This window comes from Flavobacterium soli DSM 19725, from assembly GCF_000422705.1.
GTDB lineage: Bacteria > Bacteroidota > Bacteroidia > Flavobacteriales > Flavobacteriaceae > Flavobacterium > Flavobacterium soli.
On record NZ_AUGO01000001.1, the window covers coordinates 427,743 to 444,639 of the forward strand.

Genomic DNA, 16,897 nt, shown 5'->3' on the forward strand with positions numbered 1-16,897 from the left:
TTTATTCTAAAACCGAATAATCGCCAATACTGATCGAAGTAAAATTACCATCAAAGCTGGCGTGACTTCCAATCATGGCATTATCCAAATTAGCATTTTTGATATAAGAATTATGTTGCACAAGGCTGTTCTTGATAGTCGAATTTGTGACGTGAGATCCTTTTCCAAGCGACACATTTGGGCCTACAGTTGCATTGATTAAGATAACATCTTTATCGATAAAACAAGGCGGAACAATCGTTGAATTTTCTAGTTTCACATTAGAATCAACCAAGTTTTCACCATCATTGTGCAAAAACCCAAGCATTCTTCCATTGGTTTCAACTGTAACATTTTTGTTGCCACAATCCATCCATTCATCGACTTTACCTGGTACAAATTTCATGCCTTTTGCCATCATTTGCTTAATTCCGTCGTTAATTTGATATTCGCCACCATGAATAATGTTGTTGTCTAAAACCAGTTGCAGTTCATTTTTCAAAACGGCTACATCTTTGAAATAGTAAATACCAATTACGGCAAGATCCGATACAAATTCTTTTGGTTTTTCTACCAATTCGATGATTTCATTATTTTCATTCAAGTTAATAACGCCAAAAGCTTCTGGTTCATCCACTTGTTTTACCCAAATCACGCTATCGGCGGTTTGATCTAGATCAAAATCGGCACGAATTAATGTATCTGCATAAGCGATAACGGCTGGACCGCTCAAAGAATCCTTGGCACACATAATAGCATGGCCTGTTCCTAAAGCTTCATTTTGATAATAAATAGTTCCTTTTGCACCCAATTTTTGAGCAATAGCAATTAGGTCATCTTCTACTTTCTTACCAAAACTTTCGTGGATTACAAAAGCCACTTCCTCAATATCTTGATTTAAAACACCTGCAATATCTTCAACTAAACGATGCACGATTGGTTTTCCTGCAATTGGAATTAGTGGTTTTGGTACTGTTAATGTATGTGGTCTTAAACGAGAACCACGTCCTGCCATCGGAACTATTATTTTCATATTATTTCTTATTAAAGGATTAAAAGATTTAAAAATTACAAATCAGAATCTTTAAATTTTTTACTCTTAGAATTATTACTTTTTATTTAAACACTAAGCTCACAATGCTTTTTCGCAAAGTTCACAAAGCCGGAAAACTGATTACTGAAAACTGTTACTGCCTACTATTTCACTCCCGTACTACCAAAACCTCCTTCACCTCTTGTCGTTTCAGACAATTCGTGAACTTCAGTCCATTCGGCACGTTCGTGTTTCGCAATGATCAATTGGGCAATTCTTTCGCCGTTTTCGACAACGAAAGGTTCATTGGATAAATTTACTAAAATCACTCCAATTTCTCCACGATAATCTGCATCAACTGTTCCTGGTGAATTCAGGACGGTGATTCCTTTTTTTGCCGCAAGGCCACTTCTTGGTCTAACTTGTGCTTCGTAGCCAATTGGCAATTCTATAAAAAGGCCAGTTTTGACAATGGCTCTTTCCAAAGGATTTAGTGTGATTGATTCTGTGAGATTTGCTCTTAAATCCATCCCTGCTGAAGCGATTGTTTCATAATTTGGCAACGGATGTTGTGACTTATTGTTGATTTTGATGTTCATTATATCGGGTTTAAGCTTTTCTTTTTATAATTTTATTTAATGTTTCTTTTTCGTTGTAATATATGAAATACGTGAATAGGATTATCAATGGAATGCCAACAAAATAATTTTCTCTAAAGAAATAGAACGAGAGTACTGAAAATAGTATTGAGATTCCCAAATAACCTCCAATTTTTTTCATGTCATACGGAACTGGATAGTATTTGTTTCCAAGGATATAGGAAATTATCATCATACTTCCGTAGGCCACGATTGTTGCAATTGCTGAACCCATGTATCCATTATGCCCGTTTTTATCAAAGTAAGGAATCAAGAAAAAGTTTAAAAGTAAAGTCAAAATTGCTCCAACAATAGAGATATAAGCTCCAATTTTAGTCTTATCCGTCAACTTATACCAAACCGATAGATTGTTATAAATCCCGAGGAAGAAATTTGCCAAAATAATTAAAGGAACTACTTTCATAGCACCCCAATATTCCTTGTTGGGAAGTAGAAAATACTTTAATAGATCTGCAAAAACAATAACCCCCAAAAGAATCAAGGAACCAAAAATGACAAAATATTTTGTAATGTTGGCATAGGTTTGCTTTGCATTTTCTGAACTTGCGTGACTAAAAAAGAATGGTTCAATACCTAATCTAAATGCAGTTGCATATAAAACCATAAACAATCCTAATTTATAACAAGCAGAATAAGCTCCAACGGAAGATTCCGCAATGTCTTCTGGTAGAAGATAACCTAAGATGATTTTATCTAAATGCTCATTTACAGCAAATGCAATTCCTGCAATTAGAATTGGAAAACCGTAATACATCATTTTCTTCCAAAGTTGAAAATCAAAATGCCACTTGACGTGTAAATAATTAGGCGAAAGCACTACAAAAGTGACCAAACTCGCAATTAAGTTTGCCATAAAAATATAGCCTATCTGGAAATTTTCGAAATATAATGTTGCTAGAAATGTATCTGGGTTATTTTGTGCGATTTGCGGAAGATAGAGTAAGAAAAACAAGTTCAACGCCATATTGATGACCACGTTTCCTATCTTGATTACAGCATAAACAATTGGTCTTTGTTCGGCTCTTAATTTAGAAAATGGAATGATAACCAAGGCATCTAAAACCAAAATCCAAATGGCATAGGTCACATATTCGACTTCCACATTTATCCAACTGGATAGTGTATTTCTAAAAAAAAGCGAAAGGAATAAAAATCCAATCGAAGTCCAAAAAATGGAAATGGTAGAGGTTTCTATTACATCTTTTTTATTGTCTTCTGAATTATAAAAACGAAAAAAAGCAGTTTCCATTCCGTAGGAAAGAGTCACGTTGAAGAAAATCATAAAAGCCAAAAGTATGGTAACTTGCCCATAATCAGCAGTTACAAGATTGTCCGTATGAATTCTTACCAATAGAAAACTCAGCATTCTCGGTAATACCGTGGCGAGTCCGTAAATGGCTGTTTGTTTGAAAAGATTTTTATATAAACTCAAGGTGTGTTTCGTAATTTGTAACAAAAATAACTATTTCTTTGGGTTTTTAAGTCGGTAATGTTTTAATTTACATATTCACAATTAATATATTTATTTGAAATCATACACTTCTATAATGAACAGAATTATTTTTTCGCTTATTTTTCTTTTAAACCTTCAAATCTTGTTTGGACAAGAATTTCCTAAAGCCAAAAAAACACCAAAAACGGTCACGAAACATAACATTTCATTTGTAGATGATTATTCTTGGCTGGAAGATATGCGTTCTAATGAAGTGAATAATTGGTTGGACGAGCAAAATAAAATTGTTGATGAGCATCTTAAAGGAATATTCGAGATATACAATCCTTCTACAACTATTAAAGAGTATGACAAATTAACCACCTACAGAATTCCAGAACGAAAAGGAAAATATTATTATTCCTATTATCGCAAGGAAAGCAAATCTTCGTCCTTGTATATGCGAAACAATGTCGATGATAAATCGGTTGAAATTATCGACCCCAACACCATTTATGAGGATAAAATCGTAACCCTCAGCAACCATTATCCTTCGGGAAGTTCAAAATATCTGGCCTATAAAATCCGAATTGATGGAAGCGATAAGGAAGAAATTCGGTTTTTTGATTTGGATAAACGAGAAAAAATGGAAGACATACTATACAACGTGAAATTTTCGAATGTTTCATGGAATGGCGATCTTGGTGTTTTTTATAAGAAGAATAACAACCAGCAACAATTTGCCAAGGATTCTACCTTCCAATTGTTTTATCATAAAATTGGTTTCAAGCAAGATGATGATGAACTTGTTTATGATGGCGCTAATGATGAAAGCAATATTAGTTTTTTTACAGCTTGGGAAAAACTTTTTGTTATAGAAAACGACAAGAATGATGTTTCAAAAAACTATTATTATGGCAATTTAAAAGACGAGAAAATGGTTCTGGAAAAATTTATTGAAAATGATTCCACCAATTTTAAATTCTTGAGTTATAAAACCAATCGGGTTTATTATTCGACCCGAAAATATAATTGGGGCGAAATCCGTTCTTTTGATTTGAATAATCCCGCAGAAAATTCAGTTGTTGTTCCACAAATTTATAATCATCTTTTACAGAAATCGCTTTTCTACAAGGATTATATCATCTGTAAATATAAAACCATAGGTAAAAATTATTTTATAGTGTATGACTATAACGGAAAAATGATTCGGAAAGTTGAAGTCCAACCGGGTTTAGATTTAGAAATTATTTCTTTTGATTCTTGGAAGAAAGATATTTTTTATGGCTCTTTTTCTTATGTTGACCGATATGAAAATCATAAATTCAATATCGATACTGGTGCCGATATTCTTTTCTTTACAAAATCAAATCCTGCAAAGCCAACACTTTTTCCCTATAATCATTTTGAAACCAAGACGATCAGCTATAAAAATAGAGACAATATTGATATTCCAATCACGATTGTTTATAAGAAAGGAATTGTTTTGGATGGAAACAATCCTACGTTATTGAAAGCCTATGGCGGTTTTGGAAAAGTCAATATTCCCAGTTATGATACGGGTTTAATTTATTTTCTAGAAAATGGTGGTGTTTTCGCTTATGCAGAAATTAGAGGTGGTGGCGAAAAAGGAGTAAAGTGGCATACTGACGGAATGGGTTTGAAAAAGATGAATTCCTTCAATGACTTTATTGATGCCGCTGAATTCTTAATCAAAGAAAAATACACCACTCCAAACAAATTGGCCATCACGGGAGCTTCACAAGGAGGGTTATTGGTTGGAGTAGCAATGACCCAAAGACCCGAACTGTTTAAGGTTGCAATTCCAGATGTAGGTGTTTTTGATATGGCAAATTTCCACCAATATTCAATCGGAAGATTTCATTATGATGAATATGGAAATCCCGAAAAAACAGAAGATTTTAAAGCGATGATGGACTATTCACCTTATCACAACATCAAAGACGATGTGAATTATCCAATAACATTAATCATCACCTCCGAAAATGATGACAGAGTTCCGCCTGTTCATTCCTATAAATTTGCCGCAAAGTTGCAAAATAGGACAGCTCAAAAGAATCCTGTTTTCATCAAAACCTTAAAAAAAGCCGGACACTATGGTAACAATTCTAGCTATGAGAATAGAATTCAGGAAAAGTCAGAGCTTTATGCTTTTCTTTTGTACCATTTAAACCAATAAAAAAGCCGACATCTCTGTCAGCTTTCAATTATAGTTAGATAAAATATTATCCTTTTAAAGCTTCAGCTCCACCAACGATCTCTAGGATTTCGTTAGTAATCGCTGCCTGACGAGCTTTGTTATAAGTCAGTTTCAATTGATTTCTCAACTCAGTTGCATTGTCAGTTGCTTTGTGCATCGCCGTCATACGAGCTCCATGTTCTGAAGCGAATGAATCTCTAATAGCTTTGTACAATTGTGTTTTTAATGATTTCGGAATCAAAGTCAGGATGATTTCTTCCTTCTCTGGCTCAAAAATATAATCTCCCGTTGAAGCAGGCGTTTCAGAAACAATTGGCGCCAATGGTAAGAATTGTTCCGTTTGAACGATTTGAGTTGCGGCATTTTTAAATTGGTTGTACACCAATTCAATCTTGTCGTATTGTCCAGACGTAAACTTTTCGGTTAATGTTTGGGCAATTTCAGCTACATTTTCAAAAGTCAAACTATCAAAAACAGCACTTTGATTGTCTGTAACTTTACAGGTTTTACCTAGAACATCGTTTCCTTTTTTACCGATAGCAAAAACATCAACTTGCTTTCCAGCATAAAATTCTGTGCGGTTTTTAACTTCCTTGATTACATTGGTATTGAAAGCTCCGCATAAACCTCTGTTTGAAGTTATGGCAACAATCAAAACCTTTTTTACTTCACGTTGTGTTGTAAATTCTCCTCCAGTATCACCTTCAAGTGTAGCAGAAAGATTTTGTAATAACTCGGTTAATTTTTCGGCATAAGGTCGCATTGCTGTGATTGCATCTTGTGCTTTTTTCAACTTTGCTGCAGAAACCATTTTCATCGCAGAAGTAATCTGCATCGTTGATGAAACGGAAGTAATTCTATTACGGATTTCCTTTAAATTTGCCATTTTCTTATGGATTCAGGGTCTTTGGTTTAAGGTACAAGGTATTGGGAAATCCCTGAACCTTGTACCATAAATCTTGTACCTTATTTTAGTTATATTTCGCTGAAACTTCTTTCGCCACGTTCTCGATAACATCAGTAATTTTGTCATCAAGTTTACCAGCTTTTAAAGCATCAAGAGTATCTCTGTGTTTTGCATTCAAGAATTCCAAGAAATCTTTCTCGAATTCTTTTACTTTATTTACAGGAACATTTCTCAACAAGTTTTTAGAACCTGCATAGATAATAGCCACCTGATCTTCAACAGTATAAGGATCGTTCAAGCCTTGTTTCAAGATTTCAACGTTTCTCTTACCTTTTTCAATTACGTTCAACGTAACCGCATCAAGATCAGAACCGAATTTAGCAAACGCTTCCAATTCACGGAATTGTGCTTGATCCAATTTTAAAGTACCTGATACTTTTTTCATTGATTTGATTTGAGCATTACCTCCAACACGCGATACCGAAATACCTACGTTAATAGCAGGACGAACCCCAGAGTTAAACAAATCTCCATCAAGGAAAATCTGTCCATCGGTAATCGAAATTACGTTTGTTGGGATATATGCAGAAACGTCACCTGCTTGAGTTTCGATAATTGGCAAAGCTGTTAATGAACCACCACCTTTAACGATTCCTTTGATAGAATCTGGCAAGTCATTCATGTTTTTAGCGATGTCATCATTAGCGATAACTTTACAAGCTCTTTCTAATAAACGAGAGTGTAGGTAGAAAACGTCTCCAGGATAAGCCTCACGACCCGGTGGTCTTCTCAACAAAAGAGAAACCTCACGGTATGCAACTGCTTGTTTAGACAAATCATCATAAACAATTAATGCTGGACGACCTGAATCTCTAAAGTATTCTCCGATTGCAGCACCTGCCATTGGAGCATAAACCTGCATTGGAGCAGGATCAGAAGCATTTGCAGCAACAATAACCGTGTAAGCCATTGCACCTTTTTCTTCTAACATTTTAGCGATTGAAGCTACAGTTGAAGCTTTTTGCCCAATTGCAACATATATACAGAATACAGGCTGACCTGCATCATAAAATTCTTTTTGGTTTAGGATAGTATCCAAACAAACTGTTGATTTACCAGTTTGACGGTCACCAATCACAAGCTCTCTTTGTCCACGACCAACTGGGATCATAGCATCAACTGCTTTTACTCCTGTTTGCAATGGTTCAGTAACTGGCTGACGGAAGATAACTCCAGGAGCTTTTCTTTCCAATGGCATTTCATATAAAGTTCCACCGATTGGCCCTTTTCCGTCGATAGGAAAACCAAGTGTGTTCACGATACGACCTACCATTTCTTCACCTACTTTTAGAGAAGCGATACGTTGTGTTCTCTTAGCAGTTGAACCTTCTTTGATACCTGTTGATGGTCCTAAAAGTACCACACCCACGTTATCTTCTTCAAGGTTCAAAACGATAGCTTCAAGACCGTTATCGAATTCTACTAACTCTCCGTATTGAACGTTTGATAACCCGTAGATACGAGCGATACCATCTCCAACATTCAAAACTGTTCCAACTTCTTCCAGCGTTGCACCAGATTCAAAACCTGATAATTGCTTTTTTAATATTGCTGAAATTTCAGCAGGTTTAATTTCCGCCATAATTATATAAATAACTAGTTACTTAATTCTCTTTTTAAAACTTTTAATCTATTGGCAATTGAAGCGTTATATTGCTTGTCGCCTATTGTCAAGATAAAACCACCAATGATAGACTCATCAACAATATTCTCAATGGTAATCTTTTTATTTGAAAACTCTCTGATTTTTTCAGAAACTTTGGCTTCAAGAGCTGCATCCAATGGAATAGCTGTTGTAACCTTTGCCACTTCAAAACCGTTCATTTCATTCGATTGCAAAACATATTGTGAAGCAACGCTTTCTAAAATCTCGAATCTTTTGTTTTCGAACAACAAGTGAAAAAGACCTTTGGTCACTCCATTTGCTGAAGCAAAAACTTCTGTCAAGGCACTTTCTTTAACGTTTACAGAAATCGTTGGGTTTTGAATAAAAGTACTCAATTCCTCGTTTTCATTAATTGTTGAAGAAATCAAAACCATATCATTATAGACTTCTGTGGCAACACCTTGTGAGATGGCCAAGTCTAAAATTGCTTTCGCATAACGAATTGCTGCTCTAGTTCCTGACATATTAGTTTAATTTTACGTCACCCAACATTTTCTCAACCAATTTGGTTTGAGCTTCTTTGTTAGATAATTCGTCTTTCAATAATTTTTCAGCGATATCAAGAGATAATGATGAAACTTGAGCTTTCAATTCAGCCATAGCTGCATTTTTCTCTGCTGCAATTGCTGCTTTAGCTTGCTCGATCATTCTTTCTCCTTGAAGTTGAGCTTCTTGTTTAGAATCAGCAATCATTTTGTCTTTCATTTCACGTGCTTCTTTCAATAAAGCATCACGTTCCATTCTAGCTTCTTGCAAGATGCGTTCGTTATCAGCAGTTAAATTTTGCATCTCTCTACGAGCTGCTTCTGCAGATGCCAAAGCATTGTTAATCGATTCCTCACGGCTTTTTACAGCTCCCAAGATTGGCTTCCAAGCAAATTTTGCCAAAAGAAAGAAGAAAACAATAAAGATAATTGTTGTCCAAAAAATTAAACTCTCTGGTGAAGTTAATTGCATAAGATTGTATATTTAAATTTGTTTGTCTTTTTTAAAAAAACTTCCTGGAGCCAACCGCTACAGGAAGTTTTAGTTTTAATTAAGCGATTAACGCAACAACTACTGCGAAAAGTGCAACACCTTCAATAAGTGCAGCAGCAATAATCATAGCAGTCTGGATTTTTCCAGCAGCTTCTGGTTGACGAGCGATAGCGTCCATTGCAGAACCACCAATTTTTCCAATACCAAGACCTGCACCAATTACAGCTAATCCAGCTCCGATTCCAGCTAATACCATAATACTAAATTTATATAGTTAATAATTAATAAAACACAAATTAATGATGATCGTGCTCTGCTACAGCCTGACCAATAAACAATGCAGATAACAACGTGAAGACATAAGCTTGCAACGCTGCAACTAGCATTTCTAGAACACTCATAAACAATACAAACGCTCCAGAAATTGGAGAAACCGCAACTGTATCAAATATAAAGATTAAGGAAACTAAACTCAAGATGATGATGTGACCTGCCGTGATGTTTGCAAACAAACGAATCATCAAGGCGAAAGGTTTTGTCAACATTCCGATAATTTCTACAGGAACCATGATTGGTGCTAACCAAAAAGGAACTCCTGGTGTATTGAAGATGTGACCCCAATAATCTTTGTTTCCGCTGAAAGTTGTAACCAAGAACGTAATAAATGCCATTACAAAAGTAAAGTAGATATTCCCTGTCAAGTTAGAACTGAAGGGGAAGAATGGAATCAATCCGATAAGGTTGTTGATCCATATAAAGAAGAAGATTGTTAGAAGATACGGCATGTATTTTCCGTATTTTTTTTCTCCAATATTTGGTCTGGCGATTTCGTCTCTAACAAAAGTTACCAATGGTTCCAAGAAACCAGCGATTCCTTTTGGTGCTTTTGGGTTCTTCTTGTATGATCTTGCAACTGCAAGAAACAACAAGAATAATATGATGGTTGACATCAGCATTGAGAACACATTCTTTGTGATTGAAAAATCTAAAGGTCTTGCATCAAATGCAAAAGCTCCGTTTTTTCTTTCTTCTTCTGTCAATGTTTCAAATTTATCTTTGTAGAAAATTACTTCTTTGTAACGCACCAATTCTTGTCCGTTTACATCCACAACGTGATGACCTTCATTGTCGTGGTGGAATTTCTCAGAAGAAAAAATTTCCAAACCATTATTAGTCCACAAAATAACTGGAAGGTAAAATGAAATTGGATGTCCGCCCCAATCTGCAATGTGAAATTCGTGAGCATCTCCAATGTGAGAATTGATTAATTCTGTAGCATTGAATTCTTTTTCCTCGTGAGCCGCTTCACCGTGGTGTTCAGCAACAGCTTCAGTGGTAACATGAGTACTGTCAACAGCAGGATTAGCAAATCCAACGAACGGAATACATGCTACAATAGCAGCGAATAAGAACTGAAGTGGTTTATTTGAAATTACCATTATTAAATTGTGTATCTAATTTTACGTTTCAAAAATTTTTGCAAAGGTACATATTTAATTCACAATTGAAAATATATCAATTAATTTTTAGAAAATAAGCGTTTGATTGTGCAATTTCGTAATAATGTCATTCTTTAGGTCTTGTTTATTAAACGAATTGCAAAAATTGTCTCAAAAAATAAAAACAAAAAATAGGGAATAAAAAAGGTTGCAACATCAGGAATACGGTCAATTGTGTCGGATTGTATCAACGGAATTAAAAAAACCACAGCCGCCATCATCTTTACCACACTAATTCCCATGAAGCTGTAACCGGTATAATCGGGGAAATTTTTGTTTACAAAAAGTAAAAAAAGATAGGATAGTATTGTAACTACAATATGAAAAATATAAATACTTAGGGTAGAATAGAAAAAAACCGTGTCTTTAAAAAGAGTTGTCACAACAAAATATTGTATGACAAATAGCACAATCGAAAATGGCAGAAAATATTTTATAAAGTTAACGAATCGAGACATTATTATTTATTTAGATTTTTAACCTGCCTTATAACATTATATAGTGCGATAAAAACAGAAAATAGCGATAATATTATCGTAAAAATAGACGAATTGGTGTATTTTTCATCGAGCCAAATACCAAGATAAGTGAATGCAAAAATGATTACCCCCATTTGAATTGGAATGTTCATCATCATGATCCATTTATTAAACGGTCTTTTGTTCGGGTCCTGATTCTCCATCGTTGGGTTTTGGGTTTTTGATATTGGGTCTCATAAAACAGGATGCACTAAAATCGGCTCCAGGTTCTACTGCTAGTTTTCCGCAGATGACTTCTCCGTGAATACTGGCTTTTGATTTTACGTTCAGGATTTCTTTAACCTCGATTTTTCCGTCAAATTTTCCTTCGATATCTGCGTTTTTGCAAATAATATCGCCGATGACACTTCCTGCCGGACCAATTACTATCTTTCCTTTTGAAGAAAAATTTCCAACAAGTTCCCCGTCCAATCGAAAATCGGCTTGCGAAATGATATCGCCTTTTATAAGCGTTCCTTCTACAATTCTATTGGTTTTTCCTAAAAGGTCTGTATAAGTTTTGGGGCTTTTCTCAAACATTTTTATGGCTTTTTCGGTTCTTCTTCGTCTTTTTCTTGAGGTGGTGTTGGCACTTGCAAAGATGGTGATTCTTTTTGCTGAGTTGTCGGTCTCGCTTTTCTAGAAGGTTTTTCGGGTGATTTGTTAGTATCCGTATTCCCTTGATTAGTTTTTTGAGTCTCTTTTTGAATGTTAGTTCCCGCTGGAGAAACTGGATCGGTACTTACTGGAATGGGTTCTTGTTTTGGACGAGGCTTTAGATATTCTTCCAGATTTTTCTTGATCTGTACAATCTTATAATTCTCACTCGAAATAACAATTGCCGTTTCGGTAATTTTATAATCTTTGTAGTCTCTCAATATCGTCAAAATATCATTTGCATTCACTTCATTATCCATACCGTGAATCACTAAAAAGTTTTCCGTCATGGTATAAATATCTGTAGAGTAAGTCAGCTTTTGAGCCGTTCTTTCGGTTGTGAATTTCTTTACTTTCTCGATTAAAACTTTTGTTTTCGGATCTTCGATATTGGTAAATTGGTAGAGAATATTCCAATTCTTTGCAGGTTCGGCATCAAATTTTAATTTTTCCAAATACGGAATATTTTTTGCCAAAAGCTGTTCAGCATCTTTACCTTCGGAACTGTTTGGATAATTCAACGCCACGAAATTCAATACTTTTTTATATTCTTCTAACCCTTTTAATTTTCCTATCGTATGGGCTTTCAATAACTCAAATTTCGAAACAATATCTTCCCCAGTATATTGATCGATTGCAGCTTCGGCTTCTTCCAAAACCGTAAACAAGTCGCCTTGTTCATATTTGGCATACAAATTATTGTACCTTGCTTCTGGCGATTGGCTCAAAGCTGTTTCAGATGGATTACTACTGCTCAAAATTTGAGCATATCTTGATTCTGGATACTTAGAAATGATTTGGTTTTTCATTACAACTGCCTTGTTCGGATCGATTATTTCATAGATCTTAAACAAATGATACATCGACGGAAGAATCAATCGTTCTTCAGGATTGTTTTTTAGCAACTGCTCCAATTTATTGGCTGCCAATTGATATTCCTTAAATTTTTCCTTATAAATAAGTCCTAACTGGTAATAGGCAAAATTTCTTTCCTTGGCAAGCTCGTCAATTTCTGTTTGCTTTGTTGGAAGTTGGCTAATATAAAAATCCGTAGTATACCTTGGATCTTTGGCTTTTTCGGTTTCTTTTTCTTTAGCATTTTCTACATCAGCGACAGCATCTTCATCTTCTTCTTCATCAACTGTCTTGGATTGTCCTGCCGAAAAACGCCAATTATCCTGCAAGGCCCGTTGTCCCCATTTTTTCCTGAATTCGTTTTTCCCATAGGAAACGGTCGTGGGATTATAGAAATAAAATTGAGTTGTAGCACTTGATGGTCGAGGTCCCAAATCTTGAGGTGGAGCTATTGCAGATCTTGAATCGTCTTTGGTACTTGGATTATTATTTTGTTTAGGGTCTCTGGATGCAACATCGCCGTTACCCGAATTATTTAAGCGTTCGGCAATTTCCTGACGTTTTTTTTCTTCGGCAGCGGCTTTTTCATCCGCTATTTTCAGCTTGGTGATATACTCATCAAAATATTGCCTTCTTCCTGCATCCGACAAGGCAACCAAATTTAGAATACTGTCATTTTTTTGTGCAATTGCCTCATATTTAATGACGTCCTCAAGGTTTTCTCTTTTCTTTTTGATGTATTTATGTTCACGAGTCCTTGCATCCAATTTCACCAATGTGCTGTCATAATATTTTCCAGCTGTTGGATATTTTGCATTATCAAAATAAATCGTGGCTAGATTTCTATAGTTAGAAGCTGCCAAATATTGATCTTCAGATTTTGCTCGAAGTGAAACATTGTAGTACTTTATAGCCTGCTTGTCATTTTTTTGAGCATCATAGAACAAAGCCATTTGGTGGTTGATAAAATCCAAAAATGGTCGGTTTTCTCGGTCTTCTAATAAATCATTGAATTTTTCTACAAAGGCCAAAGTGTCGCCTGTTTTGAAGTTAAATTGTTTCGCTTGCTGCAAATGAGCCTGAATCACATAGCGTCTTGGCGATTTTCTATTCATGTCAATCACCGATTGATAAGCCACAAATGAGCTGTCTTTTTGACCCAATTCATCAAAAACTTGACCCAGGATAAAACGGTATCTTGCTTTTTCTTCGTTTGATTTTGTAAATTCGGTAGCCAATCTCAATTTGGCGACAGCACTATCTTTTTCTTGCAAATTGAGGAAAGCTTGAGCCAGAGTTGCATTTGCATCAGCAAAAATCTGATCCTTGAATTTTATTTCTTTTAATAATCTTCTCAGGTTGGTTACCGCCAATGCATCGTTTTCCATTCGCATATTGGTTTTTTCCCTCCAAATTTTCACTTCGTAGATTTTATCGCTTTCTGGATATTTGTATAAAACATAGTTGAAGGCTTCCAGAGCGGGAACAAATCGCTGATCATAATACCTCGATTTTCCAAGCAACAGGTGAGCTTCATCCATTTGCGGATTTTTCTCTTTTCCTTCAATATTCATTGAGCGTTTTTGGATGGCCTTGGTGGCTTTTTCTTCGGCACGTTCAAAATTGGCATTTTTTTGAACGTCTCCAGGCATTTTGTTTTCCTTAGATACGGTCATTCTTTCAACCGGAAGGCGTTCCCAAAAATTGTCTTTGTATTGTAATTTTAATTCTTCGACGCCTTTTTCCAAAGCAACGTTTCCGTGATAAAGCACGTTAAATTTGGTATTCAAGGCTTGGAATTCTCGATTTACCCACTTGTCTTTTTTGGTAGAACAAGCAATGATTAGGACAACAAATAGCGAGAGTGAAAGATATTTTAGTATGCTGGTTTTCAATTTCGAAACGTTTTTATTTATTATGTAGCGCTACATTTTTATTAGTCATTTGCATTTTACTTGGCTTTTTTTCAATCGCGTTTAAGTGATGCTCATTTCATAACTTTCAAAACACAATTTTAGTATAATGACTGGTAAAAATACGTTTCTTTTTGATATGTGGAAAAAAAAGGTTCTTTTTTTGTTTTGGACGATTCATTGATCCAACCTTTTAAAAAAATAAAACCATTAAGAGATTAAGAAAATTAAGCTGTTGTGACGACTTAATTTTCTTAATTCCTTAATGGTTCAAAAAAATTATATATTTTTAAACTGCGAAAAAAGCTTCGAGTTCTCTTAACGTTTCAGCCGAAGTTTGAATGTCTTTTACGATTTCGCCTTTGTGAAGTGCCACAATTCGGTTTGAAACCTCAACAGTATGAAGCAAATCATGGCTGGAAACCAAAACGGTTACGTCTGGATTATCGGCCAAATCCTTTATGATTTTTTTCAAACGAAATTGTGTCGTTGGATCTAAATTGGCAAAAGGCTCATCGAGAATGACTACTTCTGGATTACCAATCAAGGTTGCAATAATTCCCACTTTTTTCTGATTCCCTTTTGAAAAATCGCGTATGTATTTCTTGCTGTTCAGTATTTCTCCATTGAAAAATTCCTCATGCTTTTTTAACAAAGCATCTACATCAGCTTTATTTTGACCGCGTAAATCACCGATAAAATAAAAATATTCTTCTGGCGTAAGGTATCCGATAAGGAAGCTTTCATCGAGGAATGAAGCCGTAAAGGATTTCCAATTTTCGCTTTCGCTTACGATTACATTATTGTTGTTGATTTTTCCAGAATTTGGCTGAATCAAATCTAATAATAGACTGAAAAAAGTGGTTTTTCCGGCACCGTTGTTTCCAACGAGTCCAAAGCTTTCGCCTTTTTTAATTTCCAGATGGTCCAGTTTTAGTACGGTTGTTCCGTTATATGATTTTGAAAGGTTGTTTACTTGTATCATTTTTAGAAGTATTTTGGTTGTGGTTTATGCAGTTTTTTGTTTGTAAGATTCCAAAGTGGCATATTTCTCTGATTTATAAATTCTTTCGATCAAAGTGAAAGCCTTGTTTTTGAAAGCAAATCCGAGAATTCCAGCAAGTGCTACGAAAACTAATCCCATATTTGGAGAAATCAGGTAATGTCCGAGAGCATAAACTCCCATTGGCACTAACAATTGTGGGAGTGAAATCAGTAAAGTTTTTACATTATAGGCTTTTTTATCACCAAAAGCACCTTTGCTTGAAGCCAAATCGATTGGTGTTTTTGTGTAAGCTCCACCAAGAAGTACAAGGTGTGAATTGACTCCGATGTTGTAAATTGCCCCAACAACAATCATCAAATAAATGTGCAATCCGAAATAAAGATAGAAAGAAGCTAAAACCGTTGTAACTCCAGTTGCAATAACCATTAACCACCATTTTGAACTCAAATAATTTCTATAGGAAATATTCTGTGTCATCATTAAAGGATAATAAGCACTGTCCCAACTCGGAACAAATTGTCCGAACGTGATAAGAAATCCACCCGAAACAAACACGCCAGCAAACATATACATCACAGGGTTATCATAGCTTTCGATTCCGCCACTGAAAAACAGCAAACCATAAAATAAAAACAAGACACTCATTATGACAGTGGTTTTTGAACGCTTGTTTCTTTTGATAAGTTTAATATCATTTTTCAAGAAAGTTCCCAAAACACCGAATTGATTCAACCAAGTTAGGTTTTCAGTTTTGGCAATATCGTGTTTTGAAGCAAGGCCTGCATCCAGATACAAATTGCTTTTGAAATAGTTAAATGTGATGTAATACAATCCTACCAAAACTACAATTGGAATTAAAAACATCCATTTTGTATGGAATAATCCGTCGAAGAAAAACACAGTATATTCAGTTACATCAAAAAGTTGATAGTATTGAGAAAGTCCAAAAGCGGCCAATACGACGAAACCAATTATAAAAAGATTGTCCTTGTTATTCAATAAAATATTCAAGAAATTATTGATGTAAAGTAATGCTGTTATCGACAAATGCCAGAGGATAACACTCAGAATATCGTATCCTTCAACTAATAAAATGATTGAAAATGGAACGAATAAAAATCCGTGAACCATATTAAAAAATGACAGATAGGTTTTTCCTAATGAAAAATTGACAATTGTAGAAGCTTTGATGGGTAAAGTCAGCAACGGCCTGATGTTCATTACTGGTATTTTTTGTAATAGAAGCCTAATCACCAAATCCATAACAAAATAATAAATCAGATATTTATTGATGACATGCAATGGATCTGGAAAATTATCCTCTAATCCATAATAGGCCAAAAAAGCTAATCCAACAAACATCACAGCAAAATAAATTGCTCCAAAAATCATCAATATCTTAAGTGCAAGATTTTTCGCGAACGAAGCCGATCTGAAAAAGGCTTTCCATTCAAGCATTAAAAATTTTTTAATCATAGTGTTTTAGGTTATTTGGTTTTAAAGGTAAGTAGATG

At 35.0% G+C, this 16,897-nt stretch carries 16 protein-coding genes; 1 reads left to right on the top strand and 15 read right to left on the bottom strand.

The genetic code is table 11. The features are described 5' to 3' along the window. Position 1: 1 nt before the first annotated feature. The 3 genes from G508_RS0101940 to G508_RS0101950 form a co-directional block, all read right to left on the bottom strand. The gene (locus tag G508_RS0101940) at positions 2 to 1,012 is read right to left on the bottom strand and encodes a sugar phosphate nucleotidyltransferase (protein WP_026703744.1); all 1,011 of its coding nucleotides are present in this window, start codon (positions 1,010 to 1,012) and stop codon (positions 2 to 4) included. A gap of 164 nt (positions 1,013 to 1,176) precedes the next feature. Next, positions 1,177 to 1,611 (bottom strand): dUTP diphosphatase, encoded by a 435-nt coding sequence (dut, locus tag G508_RS0101945; RefSeq protein WP_026703745.1) that lies wholly within the window; start codon positions 1,609 to 1,611, stop codon positions 1,177 to 1,179. A gap of 10 nt (positions 1,612 to 1,621) precedes the next feature. Then, positions 1,622 to 3,103: a lipopolysaccharide biosynthesis protein gene (locus G508_RS0101950; RefSeq protein WP_026703746.1), complete on the bottom strand. Its 1,482-nt coding sequence runs from the start codon at positions 3,101 to 3,103 to the stop codon at positions 1,622 to 1,624. A 115-nt stretch (positions 3,104 to 3,218) separates the two neighbouring features. Here G508_RS0101950 and G508_RS0101955 point away from each other — a divergent pair, with 115 nt between their 5' ends. Next, positions 3,219 to 5,303 (top strand): prolyl oligopeptidase family serine peptidase, encoded by a 2,085-nt coding sequence (locus G508_RS0101955; protein ID WP_026703747.1) that lies wholly within the window; start codon positions 3,219 to 3,221, stop codon positions 5,301 to 5,303. Positions 5,304 to 5,349: 46 nt separating this feature from the next. On the opposite strand, the gene atpG is transcribed toward G508_RS0101955, so the two are convergent. The 12 genes from atpG to G508_RS0102010 form a co-directional block, all read right to left on the bottom strand. Next, on the bottom strand, positions 5,350 to 6,210 hold the full coding sequence (gene atpG, locus G508_RS0101960) for an ATP synthase F1 subunit gamma (protein ID WP_026703748.1): 861 nt from the start codon (positions 6,208 to 6,210) through the stop codon (positions 5,350 to 5,352). Between the two features lie 85 nt (positions 6,211 to 6,295). Continuing rightward, complete coding sequence (atpA, locus tag G508_RS0101965) at positions 6,296 to 7,873, bottom strand: F0F1 ATP synthase subunit alpha (protein ID WP_026703749.1); 1,578 nt, start codon at positions 7,871 to 7,873, stop codon at positions 6,296 to 6,298. Positions 7,874 to 7,887: 14 nt separating this feature from the next. Continuing rightward, the gene (gene atpH / locus G508_RS0101970) at positions 7,888 to 8,421 is read right to left on the bottom strand and encodes an ATP synthase F1 subunit delta (RefSeq protein WP_026703750.1); all 534 of its coding nucleotides are present in this window, start codon (positions 8,419 to 8,421) and stop codon (positions 7,888 to 7,890) included. Position 8,422: 1 nt separating this feature from the next. Next, positions 8,423 to 8,914, bottom strand: coding sequence for a F0F1 ATP synthase subunit B (locus G508_RS0101975; protein WP_026703751.1), 492 nt, complete (start codon positions 8,912 to 8,914; stop codon positions 8,423 to 8,425). Between the two features lie 79 nt (positions 8,915 to 8,993). After that, on the bottom strand, positions 8,994 to 9,191 hold the full coding sequence (atpE, locus tag G508_RS0101980) for an ATP synthase F0 subunit C (RefSeq protein WP_026703752.1): 198 nt from the start codon (positions 9,189 to 9,191) through the stop codon (positions 8,994 to 8,996). Between the two features lie 40 nt (positions 9,192 to 9,231). Beyond that, on the bottom strand, positions 9,232 to 10,374 hold the full coding sequence (atpB, locus tag G508_RS0101985; RefSeq protein WP_026703753.1) for a F0F1 ATP synthase subunit A: 1,143 nt from the start codon (positions 10,372 to 10,374) through the stop codon (positions 9,232 to 9,234). Between the two features lie 134 nt (positions 10,375 to 10,508). Then, positions 10,509 to 10,892, bottom strand: coding sequence for a hypothetical protein (locus tag G508_RS0101990; protein ID WP_035693828.1), 384 nt, complete (start codon positions 10,890 to 10,892; stop codon positions 10,509 to 10,511). A 2-nt stretch (positions 10,893 to 10,894) separates the two neighbouring features. After that, a complete protein-coding gene (locus tag G508_RS19740) occupies positions 10,895 to 11,116 on the bottom strand; it encodes an AtpZ/AtpI family protein (protein WP_084625900.1) in 222 nt (73 codons plus the stop codon). Next, positions 11,082 to 11,492, bottom strand: coding sequence for a bactofilin family protein (locus G508_RS0101995; protein WP_026703755.1), 411 nt, complete (start codon positions 11,490 to 11,492; stop codon positions 11,082 to 11,084). Before G508_RS0101995 ends, G508_RS19740 begins: the two co-directional genes overlap by 35 nt. A 2-nt stretch (positions 11,493 to 11,494) precedes the next feature. Continuing rightward, positions 11,495 to 14,359, bottom strand: coding sequence for a type IX secretion system periplasmic lipoprotein PorW/SprE (gene porW, locus G508_RS18410; protein WP_157485857.1), 2,865 nt, complete (start codon positions 14,357 to 14,359; stop codon positions 11,495 to 11,497). Positions 14,360 to 14,666: 307 nt separating this feature from the next. Beyond that, positions 14,667 to 15,362 (bottom strand): ABC transporter ATP-binding protein, encoded by a 696-nt coding sequence (locus tag G508_RS0102005; protein WP_026703756.1) that lies wholly within the window; start codon positions 15,360 to 15,362, stop codon positions 14,667 to 14,669. A 24-nt stretch (positions 15,363 to 15,386) separates the two neighbouring features. Beyond that, entirely contained in the window at positions 15,387 to 16,859 is a 1,473-nt protein-coding gene (locus G508_RS0102010; RefSeq protein ID WP_026703757.1) for a DUF5687 family protein, read from the bottom strand. Between the last annotated feature and the right edge of the window lie 38 nt (positions 16,860 to 16,897).

Excerpts from the sequence above, each read along its gene's own strand:
- G508_RS0101940 (WP_026703744.1), bottom strand. The coding sequence starts at position 1,012 with ATGAAAATAATAGTTCCGATGGCAGGACGTGGTTCTCGTTTAAGACCA.
- dut (WP_026703745.1), bottom strand. The coding sequence starts at position 1,611 with ATGAACATCAAAATCAACAATAAGTCACAACATCCGTTGCCAAATTAT.
- G508_RS0101955 (WP_026703747.1), top strand. The coding sequence starts at position 3,219 with ATGAACAGAATTATTTTTTCGCTTATTTTTCTTTTAAACCTTCAAATC.
- atpG (WP_026703748.1), bottom strand. The coding sequence starts at position 6,210 with ATGGCAAATTTAAAGGAAATCCGTAATAGAATTACTTCCGTTTCATCA.
- atpA (WP_026703749.1), bottom strand. The coding sequence starts at position 7,873 with ATGGCGGAAATTAAACCTGCTGAAATTTCAGCAATATTAAAAAAGCAA.
- atpH (WP_026703750.1), bottom strand. The coding sequence starts at position 8,421 with ATGTCAGGAACTAGAGCAGCAATTCGTTATGCGAAAGCAATTTTAGAC.
- G508_RS0101975 (WP_026703751.1), bottom strand. The coding sequence starts at position 8,914 with ATGCAATTAACTTCACCAGAGAGTTTAATTTTTTGGACAACAATTATC.
- atpE (WP_026703752.1), bottom strand. The coding sequence starts at position 9,191 with ATGGTATTAGCTGGAATCGGAGCTGGATTAGCTGTAATTGGTGCAGGT.
- atpB (WP_026703753.1), bottom strand. The coding sequence starts at position 10,374 with ATGGTAATTTCAAATAAACCACTTCAGTTCTTATTCGCTGCTATTGTA.
- G508_RS0101990 (WP_035693828.1), bottom strand. The coding sequence starts at position 10,892 with ATGTCTCGATTCGTTAACTTTATAAAATATTTTCTGCCATTTTCGATT.
- G508_RS19740 (WP_084625900.1), bottom strand. The coding sequence starts at position 11,116 with ATGGAGAATCAGGACCCGAACAAAAGACCGTTTAATAAATGGATCATG.
- G508_RS0101995 (WP_026703755.1), bottom strand. The coding sequence starts at position 11,492 with ATGTTTGAGAAAAGCCCCAAAACTTATACAGACCTTTTAGGAAAAACC.
- G508_RS0102005 (WP_026703756.1), bottom strand. The coding sequence starts at position 15,362 with ATGATACAAGTAAACAACCTTTCAAAATCATATAACGGAACAACCGTA.
- G508_RS0102010 (WP_026703757.1), bottom strand. The coding sequence starts at position 16,859 with ATGATTAAAAAATTTTTAATGCTTGAATGGAAAGCCTTTTTCAGATCG.